The following is a 22,706-nucleotide window of genomic DNA, read 5'->3' as shown; positions in this document are numbered from 1 at the left end:
AGTGAAACCTCCGATGCCTGAACCAGAAACCACCAGTACACCGACTGAAACCATTGTTACAACGACTGAAACCCAAACGACCCCGACGGAGGAAACCTGGCTTCAGCAGATGTATAAGCTGCTTGGTCAAACGGTTCCTAGTATGGAACAGGCTTTCACCGTACTTTATGAAGCGGAACGGGAACGAGAACAGAGAGAACTTGCAGAAGCCACTGCCCGTATGAGTGAACATGACCGTGTTCAGGCCGAAAAAGATGCCCGCCGTGATGCTGCCTCAACGATGTTCTTTTACGACAGCCAGCGGCTGTATGAACTCCAAGACGAGCTAAGGCTCACGGAAGATAGTTCAACTGATGCGATTGATATGCCTGATGCACCAGATCCAAGTTACGGCAAAGTACTTGCCGAGCAAATCGCCGCTTTGAAACTGAGAAAAGAACAGCTTTTTCTGGATGTACGTCTCTTAACTGGCCTAGAAGAAGAAAGTCAGGCATTCACAAATGCTAACGACTTGGTGGGGCTGCTTTTAGATAAAGCACACAAGCAAAGCAGCGTTTACAACTTCGCAGCTTGCGAGGTGACACTTGATGAAGTGGACAACAAGCTCAAAGACATGAAAAAACTGCTGATGGATGCGCAAATCCATCCAGCAACCTATGTCATTGGCGAAGAACAGGTTCTGATCGCTCAGGATATCAAGAGGATCAAGGAAATTATCCTTGAACTTCAAGATGCCAATTTTTCTGGTTTGGGGAATGGTCTGCTTTTTGAAATGAACCAATATCAGGCGGTTATCTCACGTGCAGAGGACCCTCGCTGGACGGAAGTTTTGTCCGATGCAGACGCCTGCAAAAAAGCCATTCCTGAACTGAGTAAGACAGCCAAATATATTGAAACACTGTGCGAGAGCATGACAACGGCAGGACCAACGACTGCTGCTTCAGACACGCTTGACGAACTTCGTGAGTATCAAAGTGACAGCTCACGCGATCTGACCGCAACCAAACGCGTCATCGCCAGTTTAAGTGCGAAGGCTGAACGCCGTGAACGGTGGATCAAGCAAGACGAATGGGCGAGCAAAAATCTGGACTCGCGTACTCAGGACTATCGAAAGCAGCTTGAAAAGTTTGTTGTGTTCGACGCAGACCATCAGGTGGTGACCAAAGAGAGTAAGTCTGAAGCGCGTGCCCGTGCCGTTGATACTGCAGGGCTGGACAAAGATGTGATGGCTCAGATTCCGAAGCGCCCCGGTGGTAAGGATGTGAAAGCCGTTCCTCGTGCAACGATCAACAAGCTTTTGGAGTCTTTGGAATTTTTGGATGAGTTGCGCTCTTCTGGCGTCACCGGCATGGAATCCATTGCCCTTGAGGAGTTCATCAAGACGGAAGACATTCTGGAAGGCATCAACTCAAATCCAACGGGTTATGACGATCTCCAGACAAACACCCAAAAGATCCTCGATAAAGTCGCTGACACGAAGACGGGTAAGAAGGCAATCTATTACGTTGAAGCCAAGATGAACCTTGAGGAAGATGTTCGACTTTTGCGCGAGCAAGCGCCGGAGATGAACATCAACAAGGCTTTAGGTCGGTGCAGCAAGTTGAACGGTGCGCGTTTGCAGCCTCTTTTGAGGCAACTTGATGAGGCCGTCGGTTTCAGAACAGTCTTTGATATGAAGCTTGAACCGATCGAAAAGATTTTCAAGCAGATTCCCCCATTACTCGCCAAACTGGGTGCAGCCCGTCCCGAGCTTGCCAAAAAGTTCAAGCGTCTTTTGCAGCCCAAGCAGGAGAAGGTCTATCACGGTCAGCTGGAAATGGAGCTGAAACAAGCCAAAGTGACTGCCCATAACGCTGCGACCATTGAAGACCTGAAAGAAGCAATTTCTCAGGTGAATGAAGTCAAAGTAAAGGCTGACAAATACCTGGAGGAGCTCAAAGCCCGCGCTTATATATTCGCGGAAGAAACAGATGGACCTCACACCACACCTGACCAGGATGAGTTTTTCGCCAAGATCGAGGCGGACTACAAAGAGGGTGTTCAGCTGGAGATTGACCGGAAGCTCGCCAAAGGCAAGTTTAATGAAACGTCTGGTCCGATGAAGGATGAGTTGGAAATGCTCACGGCGAAAGCCAAGAGCTGGAAAGGTGCCAAGGCAGCTCTAAAAGGCTTCCCCCGCATTGATACGGCCAACTATGATCCGACCCGTTTCAAGGATCTGCTGGCGGAAGTGAAGCTGCTGGAACAGGAATGTGCGGTGAACTCTTCCTATGAAGAGAACATGGGCCGACTGAACGAGCTGAAAGGCATGTACGACGCCATGCGCGGTGAGCTGACTGGCTTCCGGGAAGACATCGCCAAGGATGTTGTGAAAGCCACAGAAAAGGCCATTGCCCGCATGGAGACAGCAAAGACCTTTGCTGAAGGTGGTTTTATCACCGGTGTGGCTGGCAAGCAGGACGCTGGTGAAAACATCGTGGATACCAGCACTTTGAAGCGGTTCGCTGCGTGCGTTACCAAGCCGATCATACCTGGCGACTTGCGGGCTCAAGCGCAGATCATTGGCGATAAAAAGAAGTCGCTTGAGGAACGTAAGAAAGCACGAGAAGAGGCTTTGCGCATTGTACGGCCTTTGCTGGCGCGTCTGGATGGGGACAAGGCGATCAAGCTGTACCGCCGCCATCCATTCGGTTTGGATAATGACGTCAATGTCTTGCGACCTGTTCTGGTGCAGCTGGAAGTTAAACTGCTGACGCTGGCAGCATAGACACGCACTGCTTTTGCGGCCTCTGGATGAGGTCGCAGAAGCACGCACCCACAACCCTGAAGTGTTATTTGCATTTATACTCAGCAGGTTATCCATGAGATATATGCTGAGTGCGAAATAGTCCTTTTCCTTGCCCATTTAGTCTGCTAGGTACCGGCTTGCTCAGCAATGAGTGCCGGTCGCAGCCTACCCGGCAACAGCGAAAACAAGGACTAAACCTTATGAAGACTATCGTAATCTGCTCCGGCGGATTGGATTCGGTCACGCTTGCCTACAAGGTTGCGCGTGAACACGAATTGCTCGGCCTCGTCTCTTTTGACTACGGTCAGCGGCACAAGAAAGAGCTGGATTATGCGGCGCATGCTGCAAAACAGCTGGGCGTGCCGCATCATATTCTGGACATGAGCCAGATTGGAGCGCATTTGAGCGGCTCCGCTCTTACAGATGATGTTGATGTTCCTGACGGGCACTATGCCGAAGAGAACATGAAGGTCACTGTGGTTCCCAACCGAAACGCAATCATGCTGTCCATCGGCTTTGGCATTGCGGCTGCGCAGCAGGCCGATGCTGTGGCTGCGGCGGTGCACGGGGGTGATCACTTCATCTACCCGGACTGTCGCCCTGGCTTTATCAAAAGCTTTGAAGCCATGCAGAAGCTGGCTTTGGACGGCTATGCCAACGTGAGCCTTTACACACCATTTGTAGAAATTTCCAAAGGTGCCATCGTTGCAGAAGGTGCCCGGATCAACGTGCCGTTTGAGGACACATGGTCTTGCTACAAAGGCGGAGAGAAACACTGCGGGCGGTGCGGCACCTGTGTTGAACGGCGTGAAGCCTTTGATATTGCGGGTGTTGAGGACCCAACGGAATACGCGGATCCGGACTACTGGAAATCCGCGGTGGAACGAGCGGAACCATAATGTACAAAATCACAAAGGAATTTCACTTCTCGGCTTCGCACCAACTCTGCGAAATGCCGGAGGGACATCCTTGCGCGCGTCTGCATGGGCACAACTACATCGTGGTGGTTGAGCTCGCCAGCGAGTTTCTCAATGAATACGGCTTCGTGGTGGACTTCACCGAGCTGAAACCGCTCAAGCGTTTCATTGATGATGAGCTGGACCACCGGCACCTGAACGAGGTGTTTGGGCATGATCAGGTCACTTCCGAATTTCTGGCCAAGACCATTTACGAGTTCTGTAAAGGCCACTGGGTGGAGACCTGCGCGGTACGTGTGAGTGAAACTCCAAAAACATGGGCGGAATACCGACCATGAGCAAACTCAGTATCAGCGAGATCTTTGGGCCAACCATCCAGGGCGAAGGTGCTTTGATTGGCGAGCCGACCGTTTTTGTGCGGGCTGGTGGCTGTGACTACCGATGCAGCTGGTGTGACACCTTGCATGCGGTGGACAGTGCCTATCGTCATACCTGGGACCAGATGGACAGTGAGGACGTTTGGAAGAAGGTTGAGGAGCTTTCCTGCGGACAGCCGATCACCGTTTCTCTATCCGGCGGCAATCCTGCCATTCAGGACTTCTCAAAGCTGATCGCGCTTGGCAAAGCCAAAGGCTACAAGTTCGCGATCGAGACGCAAGGCTCTGTTGCACGGGACTGGTTTGCGGATCTGGATACGCTGGTGCTGAGCCCTAAGCCACCTTCTTCTGGTGAGGTCGTGAACTGGGACAAGTTTGACGCTTGTCTGGATGCTGCGCTCAACACCGCCACCTGTGTGATCAAAGTGGTGGTGTTTGATGATGTGGACTACGACTGGGCCAAAGACGTTAGCGAGCGCTACCCTTATCTGCCGATGTACCTGCAGCCGGGCAACCACACCCCTCCTCCGCCTGAGGATGATGATGCGGCCATCGACATGGACGGCATCATGGACCGTATGCACTGGCTGGTGGACAAAACTGTTTCCGATCAATGGTTCAAGCCACGCATTCTGCCGCAGCTGCATGTGCTGCTGTGGGGCAACAAGCGCGGCGTTTAACGCATAATCCTTTGAACCGACAAATGAGTTCGAGAGAGCAATGAGCAAAGACGATATCTATAAAAATCTGACCATGCTGGGCGGTGACACTGTTCAGCCGCAGTCCCCTGAAGAAGCTGTTCTGGAGAAGGTTCCAAACCCTCAGCAGGGTACGCCTTATGCGATCCGCTTTACTGCGCCGGAGTTCACCTCACTGTGCCCGATCACCAACCAGCCTGACTTTGCGCATCTGGTGATTGATTATGTCCCAGACCAGTGGCTGGTTGAGAGCAAGTCTCTGAAACTGTTCCTGACATCCTTCCGCAACCACGGTGCGTTCCACGAAGACTGCACCGTTTCCATTGGCAAGCGTCTGGTGGACACGCTGAACCCGATCTGGCTGCGCATTGGCGGTTACTGGTATCCGCGTGGTGGTATTCCGATTGATGTGTTCTACCAGACCGGTGAAGAGCCAAAAGGCGTCTGGATTCCAGAACAGGGCGTGCCGACCTATCGTGGCCGCGGCTAAGCATTATTTTGCGGCGTCTTCTTATCTAACGAGGCGCCGCATGCAGTATCAGTTGGGGTTGCGAAAAGGCTGCCAACCCCAACTTTGCTTGTTCTGATCAGCCTTAGGCGCCCATCAGGGCTTCGACTTCAGCTAGTGTTGGTGCAGATGTGGCTGCGCCGTGTTTGGTGGTGGAGAGCGCGCCGCAAGCAGCAGCGAAGCGGACAGCTTCTGCCAGAGTTTTACCGCCAGCCAACGCATAGGCCAGACCGCCGTTGAAGCAATCTCCGGCTGCCACAGTGTCAATCGCATTCACTTTGAACGGCTCTACGAACCCTTCGCTTGTCTCATCTTTAAAGTAGACGCCGCGTGCACCCAGTTTCACGACAGCCGCAGCAACGCCCTGCTCTCTCAGCAGGTTCGCAGCATGGGCTGCTTCTTCTGCGTTGGTTGGGCGGAAGCCTGTGAGGATTTCGGTTTCAGTCTCGTTTGGTGTGACAACATCCACGTTTTGCAGGAAGCCTTCCGGCAGACCATGGACTGGTGCTGGGGCTGGATCGAAGATCACCTTACCGCCAGAGGCACGGACTTTCTTCGCTGCGCTCAGGCAGGTTTCAACCGGGATCTCCAGCTGCATGAGCATGATCTTGGCGGTTTCCAGCACTTCTGCAGAGCGTTCCAGATCGCTTTCATCAACGGCCAGGTTTGCACCGCCGATGACAATGATGCTGTTTTCAGAGTTTGCGTCTACGCCGATGACGGCGATGCCGGTGCCGTGGGTTTCATCCAGATGAACATGCTCGGTTGAAACGCCCATATCTGCCAGATGCTGGGCTGCGATGTCACCAAAGCCATCCTTGCCGATGCGGCCGACCAGCTTTGCGTCACCACCCAGTTTAGAAGCGGCAACGGCCTGATTGCAGCCCTTTCCGCCCAGGTTGATGGCATAGCTTTGTCCATGCAGCGTTTCGCCCGGCTGAGGCAAGCGGTCAGAACGGGTTGTGATATCAACATTGATGGAACCGACAATGGCGATGGACATGAGTTATTCCTAGTTAATAACGGAGCTGCGGACGACGAGTTCTGGCACCAGTTTGATCACGGGTGGCATCTCTGTCTTCTCTTCCAGATGATTGATCAGCGCTTCTGCAGCGCTTAGCCCAAGCTCAAAGCTGGGCTGTTTGATGGTTGTCAGCGTAGGCGCCATGTAGGAGGCATACTCCACGTCATCGTATCCGATAACGGAGATGTCTTCGGGAATGCGCAGGCCGCGCTCCTGAATGGCCCGGTAGGCGCCCATGGCCATGAGGTCGTTGAAGGCGAAGATCGCTTCTGGCTGGCTGTCCGCTTCCAGAATTTGCTTCATGCCTTCATAACCGCCGGATGCGGTGAGAAGACCGGCAGATTGCCACTTTTCTTCCACGGGCAAGCCCGCAGCTTCCATAGCCGTTTTGTAGCCTTTGTAACGTTCAATAGAACGCGGATGATCCTGCGGGCCCATGAGGCAGCCGATTTTGGTCAGGCCACGATTGATCAGGTGTTCTGTTGCCAGCCTGCCGCCCAGAACGGAGTCATCCTGCAGGGTGCAGGCGTTTGGATGCGGGGCGGAATCCAGAATGGCTTTTGGCAGTTTGCCCAGCTTGCTGAGCTGCTCGTAAAGCGCCGGGTCTGTTTTGGTGGTCATCACCATGAGGGCATCAATGCGGCGCTGAAGCAAGGTGTTGAGATTTGCCAGCTGCCTGTCGGACTGATGCCCTGAGTTACACAGGATGAGACTGAAATTGTGTTGGTAGCAGCCCTCTTCCACGCCGCGAACAACGTCTGCGAAGAATGGGTTGGAGCTGCTGGAGACCAACATGCCGATGATGTTGGTGCGTTTAACCTTGAGCGCGCGGGCCATCATACTTGGCTGGAAACCAAGGGACTGGATGGCTTCCTCCACTTTTTGCTTGGTCAGGGGAGCAACATGGCGTGTCTCGTTGATCACGTGAGACACTGTAGATGCGGAGACCCCCGCAGCTTGTGCAACATCCTTGATACTGACCATTTCCGCTCCGGTTCAAAGAGTCGGGTCTGGCGCTTGCGCCAAACCCGATTTTATTCAGATTACTTGCACTTACTTGGTTACAAGTTTCAGCGCAACTGGAGTGTACGCGTCGACTTTTTCACCTTTAAGGACTTTATCCGCAGTGTCTACGCCGATGGAACCGATCATGCCAGCCTGCTGAGCAACAGTTGCCAGCATTGCGCCTTCTTCAACAGCTTTTACGCCGTCGTCGGTGCCGTCGAAGCCAACGACGATGATGTCGCGGTTTGCAGCTTCAATTGCCTTGATTGCACCCAGAGCCATTTCATCGTTGTGTGCGAACACTGCATCGATTTCTGGCTGTGCCTGCAGGATATTTTCCATCACGTTCAGGCCTTTGGTGCGGTCAAAGTCAGCTGGCTGAACTGCAACCAGTTCGATGCCGGATGCGCCGTGCATTGCTTTTTTGAAGCCTGTGCCACGGTCACGCGCTGCGGAAGTGCCTGGAACACCTTCCAGCTCAACGATTTTGCCGCTGCCGCGCAGGGTTTCAACGATCAGCTCACCAGCCATTTCACCGCCGAGGATGTTGTCAGACGCAACGTGGGAAACCACTTTGCCGCGTGCTGCACCACGGTCGAGGGTAACAACCGGAACGTCCTTGCGGTTTGCAGCGCGGATGGAGCTGGAAACTGCGTCGGAGTCAGTTGGGTTGATCATCAGCAGAGCAACGTTTTTGCTGAGAACATCTTCCACGTTTGCCAGCTCTTTAGCCGGATCGTTCTGGCTGTCGAGAACAACGATTTTGTAGCCAAGCTCATTTGCGCGAGCTTCTGCACCTTCTTTCAGGGTCACAAAGAACGGATTGTTCAGTGTGGACACGACCAGAGCCAATGTGTCCTGTGCCATGGAAACTGCTGTGGAGCCGAGAAGAAGAGCAGCACCTGCTGCCAAACTCACTAGTTTTTTCATAGAAACCTCCCGAGGTTCAGTTTGTTTGCTCACGCGTTTGATTTGCCACGGCTGTCGACGACAACCGCCAGAAGGATAACCGCACCTTTTGCGATCATCTGGTAGTAGGATGAAACATCCATAATATTCAGTGCGTTATTCAACACACCGATGATAAGGGCACCAATAATGGTGCCGAAAATCCGGCCTTTGCCGCCAGCGAGGCTGGTGCCACCAAGAACCACCGCTGCAATCGCGTCGAGCTCGTAACCAAGACCAGCTGTTGGCTGTGCAGATTCAAGACGTGCTGTCAGGATGATGCCTGCCAGTGCTGCGAGCGCACCGCTGAGGGCGTAGACAAGAATTTTGACTTTTTTGACGTTGATGCCGGACAGGCGCGCCACGTTCTCGTTGCCGCCAATGGCGTAAACGTAACGACCGAAACGGGTCTGGCTGAGGATGAACCAGCAGATCGCGAAGATAACGACCATCAGGATCACCGGGTTCGGAATGCCGAAGATGTAACCGCCGCCAAACTGGTAGAAGCTTTCAGCCACATCAAAGTAACCGGTGGAGATCGGGCGGCCTTGTGTGTAGACCAGCGTCGCGCCGCGGATCATGGTCATGCCGACCAGAGTTGCTATGAATGGCTGGACGTTGAAATAACTGATAATCACGCCGCTGGTGGCACCGAGACCTGCACCCACCATGATGGTGATGAACAGCGCGATGACAAGTGGTGTATCCATACCGATAAGGCTTGCGCAGATCGCGCCTGCAAAGGCCAGAATGGAGCCGACCGCCAGATCGATACCCGCTGTCAGGATCACGAAGGTCATGCCCATGGCGATGACGGCGTTGATCGAGGTTTGACGCAGGATGTTGAGCATGTTGTCAACGCCGAGGAAGTTGGCGTTGGCGAAGGACACTGCGGCCATCAGGATAATCAGGCCAATCAGAGACTTATTTTCACTGATAAAGTCGTTGAGCTTCATCTGTTTTACCCGTTTGTTTGGCCTGCAACGGCGCAGCGCATAATGTTTTCTTGTGTGGCTTCGTCTCTGTCGAACGATCCGGTCAGCTTGCCACTGGACAAGACGAGGATGCGATCAGAGATGCCCAGAAGCTCTGGCATGTCGGAGGAGATCAGCAGGATGCAAAGGCCCTCTGCCTTCAGCTTGTTGATCAGCGTGTAGATTTCGCGCTTTGCGCCAACATCCACCCCGCGAGTTGGTTCATCGAGGATGAGAACCTTTGGCTCCGGCACCAGGGACTTGGCGATGGAGACCTTCTGCTGGTTGCCACCGGACAGGTTGGAGATGATGGTGTTTGCATCTCTGGTCTTGATGGCGAAGGCTTCGATGTATTCGCTGATGGTGACCGCTTCAGAGGCTTTGTTGACGAAACCGAATGCGTTGCAAAAACGGTCCAGTCCTGTGAGGGACATGTTGGTGCCCAGCTCCTGAGATTGAACAAGGCCTTCCTGCTTGCGGTCTTCGGTGACGTAGCCGATCTGTGCTTTCACGCCGTCCTGCGGAGATCTGAGGCGGATCTCCTTACCGTCGATTTTGACTGCACCGCTTTTAATCGGGTTGGCGCCAAAAATGGCCTTTGCCAGCTCTGTTCGCCCTGCCCCGACGAGGCCAGCAAAACCAACCACTTCACCGGCATGGGCTGTGAACGAGATTTCCTTGGCGCCGTGTGCGGTGAGCTTTTCAACTTCAATGCGCACATCGCCTGGAACAGCGGGTACGAATGGATACTGATCAGAAAGCTCGCGGCCCACCATGTGGCGGATCAGGTCGTCCTCGGTGATTTCAGAGACCGGGCCCTGATGGACCATTTCACCGTCGCGCAGAATTGCGATGTCGTCACACATCTGGAAGATTTCGCCCAGACGGTGTGAGATGAAGACGAGGCCTTTTCCCTGGGCGCGCAGCTCATCGACGACTTCGAACAGGATTGCTGTCTCAACATCGGTGAGAGCATCGGTCGGCTCATCCATGATGATCACTTCAGCATTCAGCGAGAGCGCTTTTGCGATCTCAACCATCTGCTGCTGCGCGATAGAAAGTCTACCCAACGGGGTTTTGGGATCAATATCCTGCTTCAGCTGTGCGAGGTATTTTTTGCTTTCCCGTTCAATCACATCCCACTGGATCTTGCCCAGTTTGGTCGGTTCGCGGCCCAGATAGATATTCTCAGCGACGGAGAGTTCAGGAAGCAGATTAAGTTCTTGGTGGATAATGCCAATTCCGGCATCCATGGACTGACGCGCGGTGGTGAACTCTACTTCCTTGCCCTTGTAGACCACTTTACCCGCATCGCGCTGATAGATGCCCGATATGATTTTCATCAGGGTTGATTTGCCCGCACCGTTTTCACCTGCCAGAGCCACAACACGCCCGGCACGGATGGTCAGATCAACGGATTTGAGCACGTTGATCCCGGAGAAGGATTTTTCAATTCCCTGAAGTTGAAGAAGGGTTGTCACTGGGTGTCCTCTCCCAAAGCCCGAATGGTTTTGTAGACTTTCCTCAGAACGTCACGCCTGAATAGAAAATCACATTGGCGTAGGGTGTGCATTCTCCCGTGCGCACCACTGCCCGGCATTTGCCCGTTAATGCCTTAAATTCCTCATGAGAGACAGTTGTGGTCTCTACGTTGGTGCCCTGACATTTAGCGATTTCGGCAATCAGTGAGCGCAAACGCAAATGATAGGCTGGTTGCTGTTCGATCAGCTCTTCAGCAATTACTACCCGCTCCACCTGCATTTCAGCTGTGATCGCGCTTGCTGTTTCCAGCATGCCCGGCAGGCCCTTTGTAATTGCAAGGTCGATGCGCTCGACATCCTTGGAAATTGGGAGCCCGGCATCTCCAACACAAAGACCATCCCCATGGCCCATATGAGAGATAATGCTAGAGACCGGAGCGTTTAAAAGTACGCCCTTCTTCATTGCAGCAAGTCCTCCGCGTTGTCTCGATTGAAGAGACGTTAACAGGCGCGCATGAGTTACGCAACCGTTTGCGCAAACGTTTGCGTGAGTCATTTTCTGGAATTATTCCAGCTCATTTCAGGCATACTGAATGCATGGGCGCCCTGCCCGTTCAGCTCGAGTAGTAAAAATATCAGAGGTTATATGGATTTATTGCGGATCAGATTTCGGTCTGCAGATGACTGTGACGGCAGCTCTCAGATGTACCACTGAGACAATTTGCGCCTGTTTTATCACTCTGAGTTTTTGGGGATATGTGGTCCCTCACCTGCCCACACAGCAAAAAGCCCCGCTTCTTTTGAAGCGAGGCTCACTGGTTTTCATCGGATCTGGCGATGATTACTTCAGGTCAGGCACCGCGATGTGATCCATGTCGGTGAACTCCTGATTTTCGCCGGTCATGCCCCAGATGAAGGTGTAGGACTGGGTACCAACACCGCTATGAATGGACCAGCTTGGAGAAATCACGGCCTGCTCGTTGTGAACGAACAGATGGCGGGTTTCCTGCGGTTCCCCCATCAGGTGCACAACGGCTGCATCGTCGTTCATGTTGAAGTAGAAATACACCTCCATACGACGATCATGAGTGTGGGCCGGCATGGTGTTCCAGATGGACCCCTGATGCAATTTGGTCATGCCCATAAGCAGCTGGCAGGTTGGTAGCACATCCGGCACGAAGTACTTGTTGATGGTGCGCTCATTGCAGTTTTCAGCATCACCCAGAGTGACCGGAGAAGCTTCTGCCAGTGTCACCTTCTTGTTTGGGTAGGTTTTGTGAGCTGGAGCGCAGTTGTAGTAAAGCTTGGCCGGGTTCTGCTTATCGACGCTCTTAAAGGAGACGTCTTTAGCGCCCATGCCGACGTAAAGTGCCTCTTCCTGAGCGACTTCATAGCTTTCACCATCAACGGTGATGACAGCGGGGCCACCTACGTTGATGAAGCCAATTTCACGGCGTTCCAGGAAGTAGGAAACACCCAGTTTCTTGCCGTAGTCTGCTTCCAGTACCACTTCCGTGTTCACCGGCATGACACCGCCTACAATGATGCGGTCTACGTGGCTGTAGGTCATGGTGATTTCATCGGCAGCAAAAATGCTTTCGATGAGGAACTCGCGGCGCAGGCCTTCTGTGTCCAGTGTCTTGGCATGCTCGCTGTGAATTGCCTGTCTGACTTCCATGATAATCTCCTAAAATTCGGCGATTGGGCGCAGATCTCCGTGCGCCCAGTTGTTCAACTGCGCGTTCTTCGTTTTTGGTTTTGTAGTTCAGTTAGCGGGCGAGCCAGCCACCATCGACAGCCAGTGTGAAGCCGTTGACGTAGGACGCCGCTTCAGAGGCCAGAAAGACGCACGGGCCAGCCACGTCACCAGGTTCACCCCAACGTTCTGCTGGAATACGTTCCAGAATGGCCTGATTGCGGTCGGCATCGGCACGCAGCGCTGCGGTGTTGTTGGTTGCCATGTAGCCCGGTGCAATCGCATTGACGTTGATGCCGTGCTTTGCCCACTCGTTTGCCAGCGCACGGGTCAGGCCCAGAACAGCGCTTTTGGAGGCGGTGTAAGATGGAACGCGAATGCCGCCCTGATATGAGAGCATGGAAGCCACGTTGATGATTTTGCCGCCGTTGCCCTGCTTAACGAACTGCTTTGCCACCAGCTGGGAGAGGAAGAAGAGCGAACGGATATTGAGGTTCATCACCGCATCCCAGTCGTCCTCAGAGAAGTCCAGTGCATCTTCACGGCGGATAATGCCAGCGTTGTTGACCAGAATATCGACCTTACCTGTGGCTGCAACAGCGTCAGCGACAACACCCGGAAGAGCCTCTTTATTGCTCAGGTCTGCGCGCAGATCAAAGAACTTGCGGCCTGTATCAGCCATGACGGCGATGGTGTCTACGGGCTCTACCACATTAACGCCAACGATATCGCAGCCAGCTTTGGCGAGCCCAACGGCCATCGCCTGACCCAAGCCAGTGTCACAGCCCGTTACGATTGCAGTTTTTCCATTCAAATCAAACTGATTCAGCATATGTCTTATTCCTAAACAGCACTAAGAGAACTTGCAGGTTTGCTGAAGCAAACGTTGGTTACGTGGCCGAGCTCGGTCTCCTGTTCAGACCAGCCTTTCGGCAGCGTTGCAGGCCGATGGATCACAACATCGTTGCACGTGATGTTGTTGGCCTGATCCAGCCAGAGACCCGGCAATCCATTCGGGTACGGCTCCAGGCCGAGGATCTGACCAGCTTCGTTTTTGACCCACGCGTTACGGCGCCCCTGCTCCGGGTTATCAAGCAGGTTTACGTCATGAGGGCTTGGGCGCAGATCCAGATAGTAAGCATCCGGGAACTTGCCTGCTTCTAATGAAAGCTGGATGTTGCTGAGTGTGACGTTCTCAATCTGCTGGGTTTCGTGTCCAACAATGTTGATCGCCCCTTGCGCGCGGCCTGTGATGCCGTCTGCTGCTACATCGCGCACATAGCCCGGCACATCACCCGCCACGCGTGGCAGAGCGTTGATGGTGATTGCTTCACCACTGCCCCAGAACCCATCCGGCGTTTGCTCACACTGGACTGTGCAGTTGGAGAAGCGGATGCGTTCGATATCACCACCATCGCGGGAGAAGATACCGAATGCACGGTTGGATTCTGTGATTGTGCAGGTGGTGAACAGAACGTCGCGCACATCCTGATAGGTTTCTGTGCCGATTTTCAGGGCGCAGGACTTGGAGGACAGGATGGAGTTGCTGACAATGATCCGCTCTGCCGGACCGTTGAGGCTCTCATCTTCCTTGCGGCAGGTTTTCACGCAGACCGCATCATCTGCGGCGCGGATCACACAATTGAAGATGGAGGCATCGGTGCAGCTGTCAAAGTTGACGCCGTCGGTGTTTGGCATGCGCATATCATTGAGAATGCGCAGGCTTTCCACCTTCACCTGATGGCAGGCGATCAGGTGGATGGTCCACATGGGCGCTTCTACAATGGAAATGCCGGAAAGGCTGATGTCTTTGCAGTTTTCGAAGACGACGATACGCGGGCGTAGCATCTTCGGCCAGAACGTGCCTTCAAAGAGGCCGTCACGACCACACCATTTATCGCTGTGACCGTGGATGGTTCCGCTGCCGGAAATGGAGATGCCTTGCTGGTCACGCGCTGTGATGAAAGCACGGTCAGAATCTTCCGCAATGACGGAGACCTTACCAGCTTCATAGTCTGCGTAGTCGGTTGAACAGGAAAGTTCGCAGCCGGTTGGCAGGTGCAGATCGACAAAGGACTTGAGTTTTAAGGCCTTTGAGACCCACTGCCCTCTTGGCAGCACAACTTGACCACCACCAGCAGCATGAACTGCGTCAATCGCTTGCTGGACGGCCTGCGTTATGTCTTTTTCGCCGTCTGTGACAGTGACATGGTGTGTATTAAGCGACATCTTGCAAAATTTCCTTAGCAGCAAGAAGTTCAATCAAAAGAAGGCTTGCCAGAGCCTGTCCGTATGGTGTGGGGGTGTTCGGAATGTTCCGGTAGAACTCAAAATCATGCCCCATGGCCGTCCCGTCAGAGACTTCCTGAACAATCCCAGTCCCATCAATCCGCTCCAGCACGGCAGAAGCTGCTTTGAGCGCAGGTTGCAGATAGCTTTCTGGCAGAATTCCCGTTCTCATGCCGCGCAGCAGACCATAGGCAAAGCCTGCAGTTGCGGATGTTTCCGGTGGAGAGTCTGGCTGATCCAGCAGAGTTGGCCACATGCCATCTTCCAGCTGAAGCGGCAGCAGAGCTTCCACCTGACGGCGATAGAGCGCTTTAATCTGTCGAGCTGCCGGGCCGTAGCGTTCGCCGACGAGCTCAAACAGTTCCGGCACAGCGATGGTGATCCACGCATTGCCGCGCGCCCAAAAGGCTTCGGCATAGTTGTGGTTTCCGAGGAACGTCCAACCATGATACCAGAGGCCACTCACCGGATCTGACAGATACCGGCCATGGACCAGAAACTGGTAGTAGGCTTCTTCCACCCAGTCCGGGCGATCCAACCAATCCCCAGCCACGCCCATAAACAGACCTGCCATGAAGAGCGTGTCATCCCAGAGCTGACCGTCGTTTTCACGTTCCTTGACCAGATGCTGGAAGCCCTCATCAACGGTCTTCGGCATATCGTTGACCAGCCATTCGGCCCAGTCGGTCACGATCTGCTTCCAGCGTTCGTTGTTGGTTTCCCGTGCCAGCAAGGCCAGGCACAACATGGGCGCTGTGGAGTTGATCTGGCGCGGTGGCAGGCCGCGTGCGATCTGCATGTCGTACCAGTTGGCCAAATTGCGCTTCATGCGCTCATCACCTGTTTTGCAGGCGTGCTTATAAAAGCCGTAGAGGCCAACGCCGACTTCCCAGTCCCACTCATCGAAATGAATGGATCCATCGCCATCAAGCTCTGAAGGCGCATCATTGATGCCCTTCAGGCTGCGGAACCCATCTGCTGTCAGGGCCAGCGCTTCTTCAAGTCTGGATGCTTCAAACATGAGCTGCCTCCTGAGTTGAGCAAGATTGATCCAATCGTTTGAGGCCGATACGAGGAACGGGGCTGAGGTTTTCGAAGCTAATGCACTCACCGTTGGCTTTCAGATCCCCTTCCCAGTTAAGCGAAAGAGAGCCTTGTCCTTCGATCTCAGCGCTCAGGGTCAAAGCCTCTGCATTCCAGCTGATTTTACTGGCAATCAGACGAGCCTTGAACTCTGTGAAGGTCTCTGTTTGTGCTGAGCCGGTTACGGTCAGCCACGCGTTGCGGCGGCCATCACTGCGGAACTCGACACCTGCGAAACAGCCGGTTTGCAGTGGTTCAATACCGTTTGCGACGAAGAAGGCGATGAAGCCGTCTTTGACGCGGGCAAAGAGCCAGTTGCCAGTGAGTTCATGCTCATCACATACATGCAATGGTGCATAGAGGTGGGTGAAGTCCGCCTCTTCTTCAGCTCCGTTGAAAATCATTAGACCAGCCGGGCCTGATTGATCGGCGCGCGGAAGCGTTCCGTTGCCAGACCAGTAAGACGGACGCCCGCTGCCCCAAACTTGCGTTTCTCCGGGGTGATTAACCCAGAACCGCGCATACGGATTGCCTGCGAGCATCACATCTTGAACATGTTGCTGATGGCCGTGCTGACCGGTTTTGTGATCCACCACGGTTGAAAGCTGCGCCTCTGACGTTTTGTAGAGCTTCAGCTTGCCTGCATGTTCATGGCCCTGCGTGTAGCTGGTTTCCAGCGCGCGGCCTTGCGGAACAGATGCGTAGGCGCTTGTTTCTTCCGGCGGCGTATAATCGCTCAACGCAATCATGGTTGAGGCGAAGTTGCCGGAGGAGACAAAACCGTTGCCCCACGCAAAGTGGCAGAGCGTGGCCAGTTCACTGGCTGGACCGGCAAAGATATCCTTGTCGTAACACCGCCCCATGGTGCCGGCTGGCAGACCGGACTGGGTGTGCAGTGCCATCATCTGGAAGATGGAATCCATCAGTGCTTTGGAGCGATCACGAATGTCGGCATCTGGTGCCAGATGATACAGGGCTGTCAGACCGATGAAGTCGATTGGGTAGTATGGAATGGAGTTCCATTCCGCCAAACCATCCCGCTCAACGGTTTCAAACCACTTCAACAGACGCTCATAGCCAACTTGCTTTTGTTGCTGGCCTTTGCGACCGGAGCAGAGGAACAGATCTTCCGGGAATATTGATCCCGCCAGATACTGAGATGCGTGGAAGCAGAGTGTATGGTTTTCACTCCAGAACCACATGGCATCATTGCCCGGCTCATCGAACCAATAGCGGAAGCCAAGGATGGTGGAGCGGACACGGCGCCAGGTTTGCTCTGAAAGCTTTGTCCAAGCATGGTCTTTCCAGATCCATAGCAGTGGCAGGAAGGCAAAATCAGCACAATCTTCACGGCGGGAGATCTTGCTCAGAGCTTCTAAAAGCAGTCTCTCAGAGGTTGCCAGATCAGTACCCATATGCAGCTTTGACAGAGCGTGGGAGAGATGGCTTTCCCCTGTCTGGGCGCTGGAGGCCAAGAGCCCTGCACGGCGTTCTTCCAGCGTTGCACCAGAGCCTTGCTGTAGATCTTTCAGACAGACAACGCCGACCTCACGGGCAACGCCAAGCCCTTGCGTGACAAGAGTCACCCGCACCAGGTTGGTGGCTGGAGCCAGCTCATCAACGCTTGGACCAATCAGGCGATTGGAGCCTTTTAGCAGGGTATAGGCGTTCTTGCTTCCGGCCAGCGTTGGCTTGAGCAGTGGCAACGTTTCAACGTGGATCTGTGCGTCTTCCGGCAAGGCGCCGTCAAACTGAAGCTCCACGTGGCCTTGAGAGTAGTAGAGCTTATCCGGCTGGACGCTGGAGATGAACGCTTCTGCTGCTTTGAGCGCCTTTGCATCATAGGAGGCGCTGAGACCGACCTGAAGGTCAGCTTCTGTTGCCTCAGAGCCTTCATAGATAAGCTCCAGGGAGTAGACGGTATCGCGCTCAGCGATGTCTTCCAGATGCACGAGGATCTCGTTAGCACCTTCAGACAGGGTCAGCGCTTCGATACTCTCCCGCGGCTTGTTGCGCACCAAAGGCTCAAACGCGAAGCCGAGCTTCCCATTGGCCCAGACACGCGCACCACCAGCGGTGCGGACGCGGAACTGATAGTTGCCCGCAACCGGGGCATTGATCACACAGCGCAAAACACGTTGCAGGTGGGTTGGGCAGAACCAGAAGCCGCTGAAATCCAGTACGGATTGGGAAGGCTGAATGCGGGTTTCAGTGAGTTCAACACCCACCGGGCATGGCACTTCCCTGCCCTTCATGTCATTCCAGAAGGCAATACGGCATGGCAGATCGCCCACATCCGTAAAGCCATTGATGTAGGTGTAGTTCACCTTATCCGGCAGGGTATCTGCCTCACCAGCAAAGGGTGTCTCCGTCAGTCCAGAGACCTCCCAATAGCTTAAGGGCTCACCCTTTTTGATTTGCCAGGGGAATTGTGTCTTTGGCACAAAACCACTCCTTGTAAATGGGGTATTTCTCAGGATTTCAGGAGAGCGACAGTTCGATCTGCTCGATACAGCTCACCAACTCATGAAGGGAGGCGATGGTGCGTGTTGGCTCTTCACTGGCATCCGCCGGCACAACGTTGCGGCGCTGCGTCCACTTGTGGAAGATGCTCTTGTGGCCTGCTCCGTTCGCACCTTTGATGTCGCGCTCAAGGTTGTTGCCCACCATGACGATGTTCGGCGCATCAGCTTCACTCAGTCCGAGTGATGTCATTGCTGTTCCAAACATTTTAAAATCAGGCTTCAGCACACCTACATCACCTGAAATGGTGTGGCTTTCGAAGTGATCCCAAAGGTCGTGCTGTCCCAGAATGTTCTCGAAGGTTGCTCGTGGGCCATCTGCCACGAGGGCTAGGCGATAGCCGCGTGAGACTAACGTATTCAGCGCTTCGCGAGCATGTGGCAACAGCTCAGCACCATAAGCGACATCGCTGCCTTCCTTTTTGATTTCAGTGCCTTCATCGATGAGGGTATCACCGCAATCCAGGAAGATCGCTTTGAAGTGCGGAAGGGTTTCACGCAGATCGCTGATGAGGTGCTTTACACGCTCGGGAATCCAGCTTTCAACACGAGCCCACGGCAGCAGATCGCCTTCAGCACAATCCCAGCGCAGTGTTTCACCGTAGGATGGTTCCAGCACCAAGCGCTGCATTTGCAGGCGTGCGAGGCGGTGTTCATATGGAGTGACCTCACCAAACTCCTGCGAGAACGGATTCCCCATATGAACACCATGTAACCCCGCCCCCAACGAGCACTCGTAACGGGTGTGTGCTTCACGTTCCTTCATGGTATCACGGGATGCAAAATGGGCGTGTTTGCCAGGTTCTGCCCATAGCGTGACGCGGCCATTTTCAAGCGGCAAAGCATCACCGTTTTTCATTTCAACACGCTTGCCGTGCTGAGATGCTTCAACAGAGATAACCTGATCTTCTGCGTTCAGATGAACCCAGACGTGCTCTAGATCATACAAATGCTGGATGTCGTAGTCCCAGAAGATCGCATACTCGATGACGCGGTCAGCTTTGGGTGCAATTTCGAACTTGCTACTTGGGGATTTGCCCGCTTCAGCGAAAACAGTGAAGCCTATCGCGGTTGGACGCCATGGTTCGGATCTGTCCAGTCGCAGGACAGGTGCAAACTTACGCGCAAGTTTGAGTTCGTCAGTTTCCTGAAGACCCTGCCTCAAGGCAATGAGGCTTCCGTTTTTATTGGTCATAGTTGGCCCCTTGTAGCTTCAGGTCAGCAGAGTGATGGCAGCGGACGAACCGGCCTTCTGCTGTTTCAGTCAATTCCGGATTGGACATGTGGCAGAGCTCAGATTCGTGCGGACACCGGCTTGCAAATGCGCAGCCCACTGGCAGGTTTGCCGGATCGGCCACCTCCCCTTTGACGAGACCACGCTTCTTGGCGCGGGCGCGTTTTGGGTCAGGGATCGGGATCGCAGACAATAGCGCTTCAGAGTATGGATGCAATGGCTGCTCAAAGAAGCTGGCGGTATCTGCCACTTCCACCAATCGTCCTGCATACATCACGCCGATGCGATCACTGATGTGCTCCACCATACTCAAATCGTGGGTGATAAAGAGATAGGTCAGTCCCATCTGCTCTTGCAGATCCTGCAGCAGGTTTATGGTTTGCGCGGCGATGGATACATCCAGCGCGGATACAGACTCATCTGCCGCGATGAAGGTTGGGTTCAGAGCCAAAGCACGGGCAATACCGATACGCTGACGCTGACCGCCACTGAACGCGTGCGGATAACGGGTCATATTTTCCGGACGCAGGCCCACTTTGATGAGCAAGTCGGCAACGCGATCTTCCAGCTCACTCTTATTGGTGATGCCGTTGTTGACCAGCGGTTCACTGACCAGCTGCAACAGCGTCATGCGCGGATTGAGTGAGGCGTACGGATCCTGAAAGATCATCTGCATGTACTGACGGAGCTGGCGCATTTCTGCTTCACTCTTGTGGGTCAGGTCATGCCAATTTCCTTCAGGGTCCTTGAAGCGGATTGTGCCGCCGGTTGGCTCGTAGGCTCGTAGCAAGGCGCGTGCCGTGGTGGATTTGCCGGAGCCACTTTCGCCCACGATGCCCAGGGTCTCGCCTTTTCTGATGTAAAACGACACATCATCAACGGCTTTGACAGCGCCCAGCTCACGGCCCAGAAAGCCCTTTTTGATAGGAAAGTGCATCTGCAGCTTTTCAACGCTGATCAGAGCATCATCAGGTATATGAAAATTAGTCATGGGAGTATCGCTCTTATGCCTGATGGAGATGACAGCGGGCCATCTGATCGTTTTCGAAATGCGTCAACTCAGGGATCTGGCTTGTGCATTTGCCTGCCATTTTCTCAGCGCAGCGGGTATGGAACACGCAGCCTGTTGGCAGGTTGAACGGATCGGGCACCATGCCTTCGATGGTTTGCAGACGGCGGCGTTTTTGCCCATCCAGACGCGGAATGGATTGCAGTAGCGCACGGGTGTATGGGTGCTTCGGATGATAGAAGATGTCATCCACGGCTGCCGTTTCCACCGCATTGCCCAGATACATAACCGAGACGCGATCTGCGATTTCTGCCACCACACCGAAGTTATGGGTGATGAAGATCACCGCCATATTCAGCTCATCCTGCAAGGACATGATGAGATCGAGGATCTGCGCTTCTGTGGTTACATCCAGCGCTGTCGTAGGCTCATCCGCCAGCAGCAGGCTAGGATTACAGGAGAGCGCCATGGCAATCATGGCACGCTGACGCATGCCGCCAGAGAGCTGGTGTGGGTACTTCTTCAGCATCTCCATTGGCTTTGGCATCTGCACCATAGCCAGCAGTTCTGCTGCCCGTTCCACTTGCGCTTTCTTAGAAAGGTCAGTGTGCAGGTTCAGCGTTGTCATGATCTGCTTGCCGATGGAATGCACCGGGCTGAGGGCTGTCATAGGCTCCTGAAAAATCATACCTATGTGACCGCCACGCAGCTCACGCATTTTGCGGCTTTCGCGCTTCTCCGCAAGAATATCAACGACTTCGCCATCATTTTTGCGGAACTTCACGGAACCGTTGGTGACCGTTGCGTTGCGGGGCAGCAGGTTCATGATGGAGCGTGCACTCAAAGACTTGCCACTGCCACTTTCACCAACGATGCCAAGCACTTCACCCGGTTTTACCGAGAAGGTGACGCCATTAACGGCATTGACGGTTCCCTCACGCATCTCAAAGCAGATATTGAGATCATTGATTTCGAGAATGGTTTCATCCTGCATGATCCGTTCTCCTTATTTTTGGTAGGGATCGGCAGCATCACGCAAGCCATCGCCAAGGAAGTTGAAAGCAAGGATTGTCACAACAATCGCCACGCCCGGAATGAGGAGCCACGGAGCCAGTGCGATTGAGCGCAGGTTTTGAGCATCCTGAAGCAACACACCCCAACTGATGACTGGAGGACGCAGACCCAGACCAAGGAAGCTTAGGGCTGTCTCACCCAGGATCATCTCAGGGATCGCCAGAGAGATCGCTGCGATCACATAGGATGTCATGGATGGCAGCATGTGACGGGTCACGATGCGAGTTTTGGTTGCGCCAGATAGGCGGGCCGCCAGCACGAAGTCCTGATTGCGGATAGTCATGAAGTGACCGCGGACAACACGCGCCAGGTTGGTCCAACCGATCAGCGCCAGAATGACCGTAATGAGCAGGTAGACGAGGATCGGATCCCAGTTCACAGGCAGCGCAGCAGCCAGACCAAGCCAGAGCGGGATGGTTGGGATAGAGCGGACAAGCTCTGCCATGCGCTGGATGATGGTGTCGACAGTTCCGCCAATGAGACCTGCAAGACTGCCAAGCGTAATGCCGATCACGAAGGAGAAGAATACACCGATCAGACCAACAGAAAGCGTGACACGTGCACCGTAGACCAGACGGGAGAACAGATCACGTCCAAGCTTGTCCGTGCCAAGGATGTAGATGCGATTGCGCTTCCCTTCTACGCCAAACAAGTGCCGCTTGGTTGGGATGAAGCCCCAGAAGTTATACTTATCACCTTCCACGAAGAAGCGGATGCGGTTGATCTTGCTGGTGTCCTCCTCAAAGGACAGACGAGCGGTGTTCGGATCGCGCTGACGCTTGAGGCCATAAACAAACGGGCCCTGAAACGTGCCATCTTCACTGAAGAAGTGGATGGACTGCGGTGGAACGAACGGATGCAGTCGGTTGTGCTTGAATGGATCATACGGTGCCAGGAAGCCTGCAAATGCGGCGACCAGATACAGCACGATGATGACACCCAGAGACCACAGGGCCAGTTTGTGCTTTTTGAAGCGCCACCACATCAACGTCAGCGGCTTGGCGGTGTAAGAGGAATTTTCCTTCACCTCTACAGTAGGTTCAAAAGCGGTATCGCTAAGAGTTTGCTCTGACATAGTG

20 protein-coding genes are annotated in these 22,706 nt (G+C 54.0%); 5 read left to right on the top strand and 15 right to left on the bottom strand.

Annotation, left to right across the window (positions count from 1 at the left end; genetic code table 11):
* The first annotated feature begins 13 nt into the window (after positions 1-13).
* The 5 genes from AC3CB2_RS04840 (at position 14) to queF (ending at position 5,270) form a co-directional block, all read left to right on the top strand.
* Complete coding sequence (locus AC3CB2_RS04840; RefSeq protein WP_352930501.1) at positions 14-2,767, top strand: hypothetical protein; 2,754 nt, start codon at positions 14-16, stop codon at positions 2,765-2,767.
* 221 nt (positions 2,768-2,988) lie between these two features.
* Positions 2,989-3,687: a 7-cyano-7-deazaguanine synthase QueC gene (gene queC / locus AC3CB2_RS04835; RefSeq protein WP_014285466.1), complete on the top strand. Its 699-nt coding sequence runs from the start codon at positions 2,989-2,991 to the stop codon at positions 3,685-3,687.
* Positions 3,687-4,043 carry a 6-carboxytetrahydropterin synthase QueD gene (gene queD / locus AC3CB2_RS04830; protein ID WP_352930503.1) on the top strand — a complete coding sequence of 119 codons (357 nt, stop codon included), beginning with the start codon at positions 3,687-3,689 and terminating at the stop codon, positions 4,041-4,043. Before queC ends, queD begins: the two co-directional genes overlap by 1 nt.
* Positions 4,022-4,762 carry a 7-carboxy-7-deazaguanine synthase QueE gene (queE, locus tag AC3CB2_RS04825; protein WP_352930505.1) on the top strand — a complete coding sequence of 247 codons (741 nt, stop codon included), beginning with the start codon at positions 4,022-4,024 and terminating at the stop codon, positions 4,760-4,762. Before queD ends, queE begins: the two co-directional genes overlap by 22 nt.
* A gap of 40 nt (positions 4,763-4,802) precedes the next feature.
* Positions 4,803-5,270, top strand: a complete 468-nt coding sequence (queF, locus tag AC3CB2_RS04820; protein WP_008547062.1) for a preQ(1) synthase — start codon at positions 4,803-4,805, stop codon at positions 5,268-5,270.
* A gap of 103 nt (positions 5,271-5,373) precedes the next feature.
* Here queF and rbsK read toward each other — a convergent pair whose 3' ends face one another.
* From rbsK to AC3CB2_RS04745, 15 genes are all read right to left on the bottom strand, one after another.
* Complete coding sequence (rbsK, locus tag AC3CB2_RS04815; RefSeq protein WP_352930507.1) at positions 5,374-6,291, bottom strand: ribokinase; 918 nt, start codon at positions 6,289-6,291, stop codon at positions 5,374-5,376.
* 9 nt (positions 6,292-6,300) lie between these two features.
* Entirely contained in the window at positions 6,301-7,296 is a 996-nt protein-coding gene (locus tag AC3CB2_RS04810) for a LacI family DNA-binding transcriptional regulator (protein ID WP_352930509.1), read from the bottom strand.
* 69 nt (positions 7,297-7,365) lie between these two features.
* A complete protein-coding gene (rbsB, locus tag AC3CB2_RS04805) occupies positions 7,366-8,247 on the bottom strand; it encodes a ribose ABC transporter substrate-binding protein RbsB (protein ID WP_008546486.1) in 882 nt (293 codons plus the stop codon).
* Between the two features lie 29 nt (positions 8,248-8,276).
* Positions 8,277-9,221, bottom strand: a complete 945-nt coding sequence (gene rbsC, locus AC3CB2_RS04800) for a ribose ABC transporter permease (RefSeq protein ID WP_008546773.1) — start codon at positions 9,219-9,221, stop codon at positions 8,277-8,279.
* Between the two features lie 5 nt (positions 9,222-9,226).
* Complete coding sequence (locus AC3CB2_RS04795) at positions 9,227-10,720, bottom strand: sugar ABC transporter ATP-binding protein (RefSeq protein WP_352930511.1); 1,494 nt, start codon at positions 10,718-10,720, stop codon at positions 9,227-9,229.
* 43 nt (positions 10,721-10,763) lie between these two features.
* Entirely contained in the window at positions 10,764-11,183 is a 420-nt protein-coding gene (gene rbsD, locus AC3CB2_RS04790; RefSeq protein WP_008546674.1) for a D-ribose pyranase, read from the bottom strand.
* 378 nt (positions 11,184-11,561) lie between these two features.
* Positions 11,562-12,398 (bottom strand): 5-dehydro-4-deoxy-D-glucuronate isomerase, encoded by an 837-nt coding sequence (gene kduI, locus AC3CB2_RS04785; RefSeq protein ID WP_352930513.1) that lies wholly within the window; start codon positions 12,396-12,398, stop codon positions 11,562-11,564.
* A gap of 91 nt (positions 12,399-12,489) precedes the next feature.
* The gene (kduD, locus tag AC3CB2_RS04780) at positions 12,490-13,248 is read right to left on the bottom strand and encodes a 2-dehydro-3-deoxy-D-gluconate 5-dehydrogenase KduD (protein WP_352930515.1); all 759 of its coding nucleotides are present in this window, start codon (positions 13,246-13,248) and stop codon (positions 12,490-12,492) included.
* A gap of 11 nt (positions 13,249-13,259) precedes the next feature.
* Positions 13,260-14,645: a glycoside hydrolase family 28 protein gene (locus tag AC3CB2_RS04775; RefSeq protein ID WP_352930517.1), complete on the bottom strand. Its 1,386-nt coding sequence runs from the start codon at positions 14,643-14,645 to the stop codon at positions 13,260-13,262.
* Positions 14,635-15,726 (bottom strand): beta-galactosidase BglB, encoded by a 1,092-nt coding sequence (gene bglB, locus AC3CB2_RS04770; RefSeq protein ID WP_352930519.1) that lies wholly within the window; start codon positions 15,724-15,726, stop codon positions 14,635-14,637. Before bglB ends, AC3CB2_RS04775 begins: the two co-directional genes overlap by 11 nt.
* Positions 15,719-18,232, bottom strand: a complete 2,514-nt coding sequence (locus AC3CB2_RS04765) for a hypothetical protein (RefSeq protein WP_352930521.1) — start codon at positions 18,230-18,232, stop codon at positions 15,719-15,721. Before AC3CB2_RS04765 ends, bglB begins: the two co-directional genes overlap by 8 nt.
* 37 nt (positions 18,233-18,269) lie before the next feature.
* A complete protein-coding gene (locus AC3CB2_RS04760) occupies positions 18,270-19,505 on the bottom strand; it encodes an HAD family hydrolase (RefSeq protein WP_352930522.1) in 1,236 nt (411 codons plus the stop codon).
* Positions 19,495-20,535, bottom strand: a complete 1,041-nt coding sequence (locus AC3CB2_RS04755) for an ABC transporter ATP-binding protein (RefSeq protein ID WP_352930524.1) — start codon at positions 20,533-20,535, stop codon at positions 19,495-19,497. The genes AC3CB2_RS04760 and AC3CB2_RS04755 overlap by 11 nt, the downstream gene beginning before the upstream one ends.
* Positions 20,536-20,548: 13 nt before the next feature.
* Positions 20,549-21,547 (bottom strand): ABC transporter ATP-binding protein, encoded by a 999-nt coding sequence (locus AC3CB2_RS04750; protein WP_352930526.1) that lies wholly within the window; start codon positions 21,545-21,547, stop codon positions 20,549-20,551.
* A 12-nt stretch (positions 21,548-21,559) separates the two neighbouring features.
* The gene (locus tag AC3CB2_RS04745) at positions 21,560-22,702 is read right to left on the bottom strand and encodes an ABC transporter permease (RefSeq protein WP_352930528.1); all 1,143 of its coding nucleotides are present in this window, start codon (positions 22,700-22,702) and stop codon (positions 21,560-21,562) included.
* Positions 22,703-22,706 lie beyond the last annotated feature (4 nt).

Source organism: Pseudovibrio sp. SCP20, from assembly GCF_057774105.1.
The sequence above is the reverse complement of the archived record's forward strand: the minus strand, read 5'-3'. Positions and strand labels throughout refer to the sequence as shown.